The 10,344-nt window shown below is 68.9% G+C and carries 9 protein-coding genes and 2 rRNA genes; 5 read left to right on the top strand and 6 right to left on the bottom strand.

Annotated elements, in window-relative coordinates; translation table 11 throughout:
• Together GUY59_RS16880 and rrf are read left to right on the top strand one after the other, a co-directional pair.
• Positions 1 to 119 (top strand): 23S ribosomal RNA (locus GUY59_RS16880); the annotation flags it as partial.
• Between the two features lie 83 nt (positions 120 to 202).
• A 5S ribosomal RNA gene (gene rrf, locus GUY59_RS16875) occupies positions 203 to 319 on the top strand.
• 135 nt (positions 320 to 454) lie between these two features.
• Here the strand turns inward: rrf and GUY59_RS16870 are convergent.
• On the bottom strand, positions 455 to 946 hold the full coding sequence (locus GUY59_RS16870) for a GNAT family N-acetyltransferase (protein WP_138200667.1): 492 nt from the start codon (positions 944 to 946) through the stop codon (positions 455 to 457).
• 80 nt (positions 947 to 1,026) lie between these two features.
• On the opposite strand from GUY59_RS16870, the gene GUY59_RS16865 reads away from it, so the two are divergent.
• The gene (locus GUY59_RS16865) at positions 1,027 to 1,680 is read left to right on the top strand and encodes a class I SAM-dependent DNA methyltransferase (protein WP_138200668.1); all 654 of its coding nucleotides are present in this window, start codon (positions 1,027 to 1,029) and stop codon (positions 1,678 to 1,680) included.
• A 139-nt stretch (positions 1,681 to 1,819) separates the two neighbouring features.
• On the opposite strand, the gene GUY59_RS16860 is transcribed toward GUY59_RS16865, so the two are convergent.
• Positions 1,820 to 2,227: a RidA family protein gene (locus GUY59_RS16860; protein ID WP_138200669.1), complete on the bottom strand. Its 408-nt coding sequence runs from the start codon at positions 2,225 to 2,227 to the stop codon at positions 1,820 to 1,822.
• Positions 2,228 to 2,305: 78 nt separating this feature from the next.
• Here GUY59_RS16860 and GUY59_RS16855 point away from each other — a divergent pair, with 78 nt between their 5' ends.
• On the top strand, positions 2,306 to 2,917 hold the full coding sequence (locus tag GUY59_RS16855; RefSeq protein ID WP_138200670.1) for a TetR/AcrR family transcriptional regulator: 612 nt from the start codon (positions 2,306 to 2,308) through the stop codon (positions 2,915 to 2,917).
• 118 nt (positions 2,918 to 3,035) lie between these two features.
• Here the strand turns inward: GUY59_RS16855 and GUY59_RS16850 are convergent, their stop codons facing one another.
• Entirely contained in the window at positions 3,036 to 3,800 is a 765-nt protein-coding gene (locus GUY59_RS16850) for a PhzF family phenazine biosynthesis protein (protein WP_138200716.1), read from the bottom strand.
• 168 nt (positions 3,801 to 3,968) lie between these two features.
• On the opposite strand from GUY59_RS16850, the gene GUY59_RS16845 reads away from it, so the two are divergent.
• On the top strand, positions 3,969 to 4,352 hold the full coding sequence (locus tag GUY59_RS16845) for a cell division protein SepF (RefSeq protein WP_132331033.1): 384 nt from the start codon (positions 3,969 to 3,971) through the stop codon (positions 4,350 to 4,352).
• Between the two features lie 504 nt (positions 4,353 to 4,856).
• Here the strand turns inward: GUY59_RS16845 and GUY59_RS16840 are convergent.
• The 3 genes from GUY59_RS16840 to GUY59_RS16830 all read right to left on the bottom strand — a co-directional run bounded on the left by GUY59_RS16840 (position 4,857) and on the right by GUY59_RS16830 (position 10,344).
• Positions 4,857 to 6,146 (bottom strand): hypothetical protein, encoded by a 1,290-nt coding sequence (locus tag GUY59_RS16840; RefSeq protein ID WP_138200671.1) that lies wholly within the window; start codon positions 6,144 to 6,146, stop codon positions 4,857 to 4,859.
• A 161-nt stretch (positions 6,147 to 6,307) separates the two neighbouring features.
• Positions 6,308 to 8,035 carry an arginine--tRNA ligase gene (argS, locus tag GUY59_RS16835; RefSeq protein ID WP_132331037.1) on the bottom strand — a complete coding sequence of 576 codons (1,728 nt, stop codon included), beginning with the start codon at positions 8,033 to 8,035 and terminating at the stop codon, positions 6,308 to 6,310.
• Positions 8,032 to 10,344 carry an HAD-IC family P-type ATPase gene (locus tag GUY59_RS16830; protein WP_330849170.1) on the bottom strand — a complete coding sequence of 771 codons (2,313 nt, stop codon included), beginning with the start codon at positions 10,342 to 10,344 and terminating at the stop codon, positions 8,032 to 8,034. Before GUY59_RS16830 ends, argS begins: the two co-directional genes overlap by 4 nt.

Raw genomic sequence — 10,344 nt, 5'->3', positions numbered from 1 at the left:
AGGTCTCCCACCCTGTGAGGGGTTAAGGCTCCCGGTAGACGACCGGGTTGATAGGCCGGGTGTGGAAGCATGGTAACGTGTGGAGCTGACCGGTACTAATAGGCCGAGGACTTGACCACAAAGCATACTTTTTATGGTGTTGCTCGCGTCCACTAGGCAATTCTGAGACTGCAAGCGGTTGTGTTTGTCGGTTTCATGGGGTTACGGCGGTTATGGCGGGAAGGAAACACCCGGTTACATTCCGAACCCGGAAGTTAAGCTTCTCTGCGCCGATGGTACTGCACCCGGGAGGGTGTGGGAGAGTAGGTCGCCGCCGGACAATTTTTGTAGGGGCTCCACGCTTGAGGCGTGGAGCCCCTTTTTTTGTTGCGCCTGCAGTTTCCGTGACCTACAGAGTTTGCCGGTGGGAGGCGTCCTGACCTGTGGGCCGCGGTGGCGGGGAAAGCGGTTCGGGTTATGAGGAAAGTTCGAAGGGCTGGTGGGGGACGGCGAGGCGGTAGATCTGCCGGGAGCCGCCTTCCGGCCCCGGGCTGGTGGCTTCTGCAGGCGTGAAGCCGAGCCGCTCGTAGAAGGCGCGTGCACCGCTTGCCGTAGCACCAGGGTGGTCGGTGCCGAAGGTGACCACCTCAACGCTGCCTGGGCCGCGTACGAACCTGTGCATCGCCTCTGCCAGCAGTGCCCGGCCGACCCCCTGACCCCGTGCCTGCTCCGAGACGACGAGCCAACGGATGTGGTAGGTCGGCGGACGCGTGGTTCCGAACATCAGCCCGCCGAGAAGCCCCGGGCCTGACGAGGTCGCGACCAGCGCCGTCGAACGGAGGAGATTCTTGCGCACGGCGTCATGGAAGCCCGGTTCGGAGACCATGGGGCCGAACCACTGTTCGACCTCGGCTGCCAAGTGCAGGAAACCGGTGAAGTCCTGCTCGACTGCGACTCTGACCTTCATTCGGGCAGTGTGCCACTGAACGGGGTGCGCGTCGTCGAGGGGAAGCGACACGCCGGCGCCAGGCTCTAGCATGGCTGTCCATGACAGAGCCGGACCTTATTACCGCAACCCGAGAGGCGTACGACGCCGTCGCCGCTCGCTATGCCGAGGACATCCCTGAGCGGTACCATGCTGAGCCGCTCAACCACGCGATGATCCCCGTCTTCGTCGAGCTCATCCGGACCCACGGCGGAGGTTTGGTGGCTGACGTGGGATGCGGCCCCGGCCATGTCACCGCGCATCTGCATGCACTCGGCCTGAGCGTGTTCGGGGTTGACCTTTCGCCGGAAATGATCGTGCTCGCTCGGAGCCGGCATCCGGAACTGCGCTTCGAGGTTGGAGCGATGGAAGCTCTCAAGGTCGATGACGCTGCTCTGGCCGGGGTGCTCGCCAACTACTCCATCATCCACACCCCGCCCGAACGGCTTCCCGAGGCGTTCGCGGAGTTTCACCGCGTGCTCGCGCCCGGAGGCCACCTGCTGCTCGGCTTCCAGGCGCACGACGACGCCACCGAGGTGGCCGAATCGTTCGACCACCTCGTGTCACTCGCCTACAGATATTCGCCCGACCACATCGCCGGACTGCTCCTCAGCGCCGGGCTCACGGAGGTGGCCCGGTTGGTGATCTCTCCGGAGGAGGATCCCAGGCGGGGCTTCCCGCAGGCGTACCTTCTCGCCCGCCGCGCGGTGAACTGAGTTTCCGACGCGGTACGGCCAGGACCAAGTGGCGGGCTCGACGTTGGTGGCTCCGCCCGCTGTCTCTGTTGACATGTGCGGACATCTCAACGGTCTCGAGCCCCACGCTTGTCGAGGGCCGGGTGCGGGGGGTCGCGGCTCAGTCGATGACGGCGGTGGCCTCGACTTCTACCAGCAGGTCGGGTTCGCCCAGCGCCGCAACGCCCAGCAAGGTGATCGGCTTGACCGGGTCGACCCCCAGCTTGGCCGCCGCCCGAGCGACGCCCTCTCCCAGCAGCGGCATCTTGTCGGGTGTCCAGTCGACGACGTAGATGGTCAGTTTGGCCACGTCATCGAAGGATCCGCCGATTCCGGCGAGGGCGGTGCCGATATTGAGGTAAGCCTGCTCGACCTGAGCGGCCAGATCCCCCTCACCGACCGGCCGGCCCTCGGCATCGCGAGCCACCTGGCCGGCCAGGAACACCAGTTTCGATCCGGTGGCGATCGACAGCTGGCGGTAGACGTCGGGTTTCGGCAGCCCGTCGGGGTTGACCAGGGTCACGGTCATGTCCGCTCCTTGCTCGCTCATCGGCACAGCCCGTTCGGTGCCTGTCGAGAACATAGCAAAGCTATGTATTGTGGTGCCATGGTGAGGACGAAGGACCCGGCGGTCCGCTCCCTGCTGATCGACCGAGCGGCACAGATGCTCGCCGCCCGGCAGCCGGTCACGCTTCGCTCGCTGGTGGCCGGCACCGGGGTGTCCACCATGGCCGTCTACACCTACTTCGACGGCATGGACGGTCTGTGGACAGCGATGCGACAGGAAGGTTTCACCCGCCTGGCCGCTCATCTCGCCGCGGTCGCGCCATCGAAGGATCCGGTGCGGGACCTGGCCGCCCTCGGCGCCGCGTACCTGTCCAACGCCCTGGCCAGTCCGGATCTCTACCAGGTCATGTTCGACGCCGGGTTCGAACTGGAGGACGCCACGGCCGCGGATGACACGCTGCACTGTCTCGTACGGGCCGTCGAACGGGCGACTGACGTCGGCCGCTTCCGCGACGACGTCGACCCGCTGGAACTGGCCACGCAGAGCTGGACCATCGGCCATGGACTGGCATCGCTCGTCGTCACCGGTCCTCTGCCCCGTCAGTCGCTGGACCATGGCGTGCCGCTGCTGACCGCCCTGTTCACCAGCGCGGGCGACGACCCCGACCAGTGCCGTCGGTCGGTCGAACGAGGCTGGCGCCCTGACCTCTGATCGCCGCTTCACGTTGTCTCGCAGCGATGGTGACTGTTCATCCACCTCAGCGTCTCGAACCGCCGCGAGCACAGTCACCGCCTGGCCGCTTCCGTTCGCACCTCGTGGGATGCGGCCTTCAGAGGTGCAGGGTGCCGGAGAACACCGTGACGGCCCGGCCGGCCAGATGGACGCGGTCACCGTCGTGGGTCACGTGGACGAGGCCCCCTCTGGCCGACACCTGGGCTCCCACCAAGGACGGGCGGCCGAGGCGGGACGACCAGTACGGAGAGAGCGCGCAGTGGGCCGAGCCCGTCACCGGGTCCTCCGGGACGCCGACATTGGGGGCGAAGAAGCGGGAGACGAAGTCGGTCTCCGTGCCCCGCGCGGTGACGATCACGCCTCTCGCGTCGACGGCGGCCAGGGCTGGAATATCGGGGGTCAGCGACCGTACCGATTCCTCTGAGTCGAGCTCGACGAGCAGGTCGAGGTGGCTTTTTCCGACCTGAACCGGGGTCGCCCCGAGCGCTTTCTCGAGGGCGGCGGGAACGCCGGAGGGGGTCACCTCCTTCGCCGGGAAATCCATGGTGATCATGGCGTCGGAGCGGCGATTCACGGTAAGCGTGCCGCTGGCCGTCGTGAATTCGACCCGGCCGCTCGCCGCCCCGGTCGAATACAGGACGTGAGCGGTCGCGAGGGTGGCGTGGCCACAGAGTGTGACCTCGACCGCAGGCGTGAACCAGCGCAGAGAATCTCCGAGCAGGAAAGCGGTCTCGGAGAGGTTCATCTCGGCGGCTACGCTCTGCATCCATCGGTCAGTAACCGGAGAGTCCAGCAGGCAGACCGCTGCGGGATTACCCTTGAAAGCTGTGTCCGTGAAGGCGTCCACAGTGAAGAGGCGCATGTGCTCGATGCTATCCAGGGGTCGGATATCCAGCTGCAACCGGGCTGCAAGCCGTACAAAATGGAATTAGTCCTGGGCGTGTCGCGTGGCGAATGCGGAATCGTCGGTTACCGTCCAATGTGTAGGGACGTGCCGATTACGGTGAGTTCCTGAGGAAAGGACAAGCCGATGGGGGCAGTGCGCAAGGTGGTGAGCTACCTTGGCCTGGGCGGAATCGACCAATACGACGAGGGCTACGACGACGACGGGCACTACGAGGACGAATACGTGCCCGCTACGGAGCGTGCCGCCAGGCGGTGGCGCGCGAACGTCGACTCGTCACGCATCGTGATGGTCCAGCCGCTCAAGTACAACGACGCGCCGATGATCGGTCAGCACTTCCGTGACGGGCAGACGGTCATCATGGACGTCACGGGCATGCCCATGCCCGAGGCGACAAGGATGGTCGACTTCGCCGCAGGGCTGGCCTTCGGGTGTGAGGGAAGGATCGAGCGCATCGCCGACCGCGTCTTCCTGCTCGCACCGGCACACGTGGAGATCGAGGTTTCGTAGGAGACCCGCTGTGATGCGGGCCGCGGGTCTCCTGACGGGACTAGAGCTTCTTGTCGCGTGCGGGCGCGACGGGACGGCGGCCGGGTCACTCCGGGAACGGGCTGCGGCGGTGTGTTCGCCCCTCCAGCCCAGCAGGTCAGGCCGCGACAGCGAGCCGGTGAACGCCCCACGTGTGCGGGCCATGACCCACGTGCGGGTAGAGAATCCCCAGTACGAACCCGGTGGATACCCGGGTCGGGGAAGCCGTTGATTCCACTGCGGACAGGGATTCCGTATTTCAGATCCAGGCGGGGTCGGGTTCTGGGGCCCGCTGCTGGTGGGTAAGCCGGTGCGGGTACGAAGTCCGCCGCGGGCGGGTGAGCCGGTAGGTTCCGCAGTTCACTGCGCGGGGCCGCCGTGGGCGCGACAGTCAGGTGCCGGCCCTGACGCCATCCCGGACGGGTCGGCCCGCAAGCCTGGCATGGTGGTGGTGCCGTTGTACGCGCCTGTGCGGGGACAGGAGGGTCAGCCCGCGCGTGGGCCGCGGCGGATCAGCCGGGTCAGTTCCACGGCGTCGTCGGCGGCCTGCGTGGCGCGTGCGTCGGCTTCGCGGGCGTAGGCGTGCAGAGCCCACACCGCCCCCTCGGCCAGCTCTTTCAGCTCGCTCACCTGGGCCGTCACGAAGCGGGCGTCGGCTTCGACGAGTTTGCGGCGCAGCCAGAGTTGCCAGCCGGCCAAGCCGATCATCGCCACGGCGGCCGCGACGAGCAGGTTGTTGAGGAAGGCGGCGCCGATGAGACAGGCGACGCCGGCGACGATCAGCACCATGGCGGCCCACGGCCGGCCGCGGGGAACGACTCCGTCGGCGACGATGGCGTCCTCGGCGGCGGCCATCGATTGCTGGTCGGGACCCTCGGGACGCAGGTGGATGCGGTGGCCGAGCAGCGGAACCGTCAGCGTCTCCGGCGGCTCCAGGCGGCTGTCGGCCTCCAGTTCCTCGCAGACTCCCCTCAGGATGGGCGCTGCCACGTGCAGGGCGATCGCCGCCAGGTGCGGGTCGGCGCCGGGGCGCAGGTCGTCGAGCAGGTGTGAGCTGAGCGAGGCCATCGGGCCGGCCGGTCCGCTCTGGCCGATCAGTGAGCGCAGCACGGCGAGTGGTTCGTCCTCGGCCCACGACGTGGCGGGGCTGCCGGTGCTGTTGTCGAGCGGAGCGGAGGAGTCGTGGTCGGACTGGCGGGCCGAGGTGATCTCGGCGACCCGGCCGCGCAACCGCGCCAGGCGGGCGGCGGCCATCGCGGGCCTGGCCAGTTCGGGGAGTTCGGCCATTTCGGGGAAGTCGACGAGGGACGGCGGCACCACGACCGACGGCTCGTCGGGGACCAGCGCCTGCACCCACTGCTTCGGGTCGGCGTGTTCCTGCACGGCCAGCACGTCGAGCTTGCGCAGGACGAAGATCTTGCCGGCGGGGCCGTAGGCGCCTCTGGCAGCGGCCAGCCAGAGCGAGCGTTGTCCGTGGGTGACCGGCCGGTCGAGGGACAACTCGCCGAAGGCGGTGCCGAGCCATGAGGCGTGGATGCGGCTGCCCTGCCCGGACACGGCCAGGGCCAGGCAGAGGAAGAGCGCGGTCTGTTGCTGGTCGCGCCCGGCCGCCCTGCTCAGCGGCTCAAGGGGGTCATCGCCGGCGAGGATGGCGACCAGCGCCTCGACGGCAGGTGGCAGCCAGTAGCCGGGGACGTCGCGGAAGCCCGGGGCGGCGGGAGGTGCGGAGCCGTTGGCGGCGAGGTGCGTGAGCAACGCCTCCGCGTAGCGATGCACCTCCGTCGCTGCCTGGGGGCTCGCAGTCAGGTCCGTGCTCAAGGCAGAGAACTCCCCCATTTCGGCCTCAGTTCATGACCGCGTAAAGCCTAGCCGCTGGGGCGCGCCAACGAGGTGAAGGCGCGCCCACGACGGAACGGGAGCTTTGCGTCAACTGCCTGTTACATGCGCTCGGGGACAGGGACGCCCAGAAGGTCGAGCCCGGTTTCCAGCACGGCCGTGGTCAGCGCGCACAGGGCGAGGCGGGAGACGCGCGTCTCCGGCGGGACGTCCGGCCGCAGCACCGGGCACTGCTCGTAGAACGTGCTCAGGAGGCTGGCCGTCTCGTAGAGGAAGGCGCACAGCCGGTGGGGCTCGGACTGCTCGGCCACCTGCTCGACGAGCGAGCCGAAGCCGAGCAGGTGGAGAGCCAGGGCACGCTCGGCGGGGTCGCCCAGCAGAATCGGGCCCTTCGCGTCGGACGTCTCGATGCCGGCCCGGCGGAAGATGGAGCGGATCCGGGCCGTGGCGTACTGCATGTAGGGGCCGGTGTTGCCGGTGAAGGCGAGCATGCGGTCGAAGTCGAAGACGTATTCGCTGTCGTGGCTGACCGACAGGTCGGCGTATTTCACTGCGCCCATGCCGACGGCCCGCGCGATCTCGCTCTTGGTGGCCTCGTCGTAGCCCCGGTCGGAGATCGCCGCCGTGGCCCGGTCGACGGCCTCCTGCAGCAGGTCCACCAGTTTGATGGACTCGCCGGAACGGGTCTTGAACCGGCGGCCGTCCTTGCCGAGCATCATGCCGATCTGGACGTGCTCGGCCGAGACCGTGTCGGGCAGCCAGCCCGCCACCCGCGCCGCCGCGAACACCATGCGGAAGTGCAGCGCCTGGTCGGAGCCCACGACGTAGAGGATGCGGTCGGCCTTGAGGTCGTGGACGCGGTAGCGGATGGCCGCCATGTCGGTGGAGGCGTAGCCGTAGCCCCCGTCGCTCTTCCTGACGATGAGCGGCAGGGGCTTGTCGTCGGAGCCGGTGAAGCCGGGCGGGAACACGCAGAGCGCGCCGTCGCTGACGACCGCCGTCCCCGAGGCCTCCAGGTCGTCGCACGTCTTCTGGAGCATGGGGTTGTACATGCTCTCACCGGCGATGTCGGCGTCGGTCAGCGTGACGCCGAGCAGCTCGTAGATCTTGTTGAAGTAGCGGACGGTGGCGTCCATGAACACGTGCCAGAGCCGCATCGTGTCGGGGTCGCCGGACTGCAGCGTGGTCACCCGCACCCGGGCCCGCTGCTTGAAGCCCTCGTCGTTTTCGAACTTGACCCGCGCCGCCTGGTAGAACTCCGTGCCCATGCCGGCTTCGAGCTGCTCGACGGCGGCCCCCTCGCCGATGTCGAGCAGGTGCTCGATGAGCATGCCGAACGGGGTGCCCCAGTCGCCCAGGTGGTTCTGCCTGATCACGGTGTTGCCGAGATGCTCGTGCAGGCGGGCCAGCGAGTCGCCGACGATCGTCGTGCGCAGGTGGCCGACGTGCATCTCCTTGGCCGCGTTGGGCGCGGAGTAGTCGATCACCACGGTCTGCGAGGGGGCGGTCGAGCCGACGCCGAGCCGGGGGTCGGCGAGCATCCGCCGGGCCTCGGACTCGATCCACGAGTCGTCGAGCGTGATGTTGAGGAAGCCGGGGCCGCTGACCTCGACCGTGCCGGGGAAGTCGGACAGCGCGCCCTCGATCGCCTCCGCGACCTCCCGCGGCGCCCGTCGCAGCCGCTTGGCCAGGCTCATCGCGACGTTCGCCTGGAAGTCGGCGAACTGGGAGGGCCGGATCAGCGGGTCTGCGTCGGCGTGCTCGGGGCCGAACGCGTGCGCCAGCGCCTGCTGGACGCGCTCGGTGAGCACAATCTGCGGGTCGGTCATGTTCTAAGGGTACCGGCGAGCCTGACCGCGATACTGATCGCCGCGGCCGCCACGACGGCGATGCCGACGGCCGTCAGATCCCTGGCCACGTCGCCCGGCCGGAGCGCGAAGAACTCCCTGACGAAGGGCAGCGTCAGGCTGACGGCGAACAGCACGGCCATGGAGCCGACGAGGACCGTACGCCACCAGTTGAGCGGCCTGGCGATCAGCACGAGCACCCACCACGTGGTGAGGAAGAGGGCGAGCACCGCGGACGTCTGGGTCTCGACGAGCGTGGAGGTGCTGTCGTGCGCGGACCAGAACGCCAGTATCACCGCCGCCGCGCACACCACCCCGGCGGGTACGGCGAAGCGCAGCACCCTGGGCACGAACCCCGGTCGCGGGCGTTCGAGCGTGGGCGTGAGCGCGAGGAAGAGGACGGGGATGCCGATGGTCAGGGCGTTCGTCAGGGTCGAGTGGCGCGGCGCGAACGGGAACATCGTCCCCGAAAGCCCGACGAGCACCGACAACACGATCGCGTAGAAGCTCTTGACGAGGAACAGGTGGGAGACGCGTTCGATGTTGGCCAGCACCCGGCGGCCCTCGCCCACGAGGTGCGGCAACGTGGCGAACCTGTCGTCGAGCAGCACCACCTGGGCGACCGCCTTGGTGGCCGGACTGCCCGCGCCCATCGCGATGCCGAGGTCGGCGTCCTTCAGCGCGAGCACGTCGTTGACGCCGTCGCCGGTCATGGCCACGGTGTGGCCGCGGGCCTGGAGCGCGGCGACGAACGCACGTTTCTGCCGCGGGGTGACCCGGCCGAACACCGTGTGGGTGTCGAGCAGCTCGCCGAGCTCGGCGGGGTCGTCGTGCGGCAACGTCCTGGCGTCGATCGAGTGTTCGCCGCCGGGGATGCCGAGGCCGGTCGCGATCGCCGAGACCGCGTCGGGGTTGTCGCCGGATATGATCTTGACCGTCACGCCCTGCTCCTCGAAGTAGCGCAGGGTGTCGCGCGCGTCCGGCCTGATCCGCTGAGTGAAGGTGACGAGCGCGACGGGCTCCGGCCGCGCCGGGATCGCGCCCGCAGGAAGGCCGTCCGTACGGCACAGCAGCAGCACGCGGGTGCCGGCGGCGGCCAGCTCGGCGGCGCGGTCGTGACACTCGCCCGCGTCGAGCAGCACGTCGGGAGCCCCCAGCACCCAGGTGCCGCGCTCGCCGAAGTCGGCGCCGCTCCACTTGCGCGCGGAGGAGAACGGCACGGTGGCGCGGGCGGCCCACCCGTCCTCGACCTGCGGGTAGCGGGCGCGGATGGCCTGGGCGGTGGCGTTGGGCCGCTGGCCGAGGTGGGCCAGGGCGGCCAGCGCCGCCTCGGTCGGCTGGTCGTCGCGCAGCGGCAGCACCTGTCCGAGGTCCATCCCGCCGGAGGTGAGGGTGCCGGTCTTGTCCAGGCATAGCACGTCGACCCTGGCCAGCCCCTCGATCGCGGGCAGCTCCTGGACCAGGCACTTGCGCCGCCCGAGGCGGACGACGCCGACGGCGAAGGCGATCGAGGTCATCAGCACCAGCCCCTCAGGGATCATGGTGACGATGCCCGCGACCGCGCCGGTGACGGCGGTGCCGATGTCGGCGGAGTTGCTGAGCTGGCTGTAGAGCAGCAGGCCGCCGACCGGGACGAGCAGCCAGGTGACGTACTTGATGAAGCCGGCGATGCCGTCGCGCAGCTCGGATCGGGCGAGGTGGAACGTGCTGGCCTCCTCGGCCAGGCGCACGGCGTACGCGTCGGTGCCGACCTTCGTGGCCACGAACGAGCCGGAGCCCGCCACCGCGAAGCTGCCCGACAGGACCCCGTCACCCGGGCGTTTGCGCACGGGGTCGGCCTCGCCGGTCAGCAGGGACTCGTCCACCTCCAGCCCGTCGGACTCGACGACCTCGCCGTCGACCAGCAGGCGCTCGCCGGGGCCGAGCAGGACGAGGTCGCCCAGCACGATGTCGCGGGCCTCGATCCGCTCCTCCCGGCCGGCGCGGCGGACGCGTACGGGCGCCTCGTTGATCACGGCGAGACGGTCGAGCGTGCGCTTGGCGCGCAGCTCCTGGACGATGCCGATCAGCGCGTTGGCCACGATGATCAGCCCGAACATGACGTCCTGCCACTCGCCGAAGACGAGCACGAGGACGCTGAGCACGCCGATGACCAGGTTGAAGAGGGTCAGGACGTTGGCTCTGAGAATCGCGCTCAGCGACCTGCTCGAGCGGCGCGGGACTTCGTTGGTCCGCGCCCGCGCCACCTGAGCCGGAGTCAGGCCCCGCATCGTTGAGGCAAGACCGTCCAC

Source organism: Nonomuraea sp. K271 (assembly GCF_009908215.1).
GTDB classification, from domain to species: Bacteria; Actinomycetota; Actinomycetes; order Streptosporangiales; family Streptosporangiaceae; genus Nonomuraea; species Nonomuraea longispora.
The sequence above is the reverse complement of the archived record's forward strand: the minus strand, read 5'-3'. Positions and strand labels throughout refer to the sequence as shown.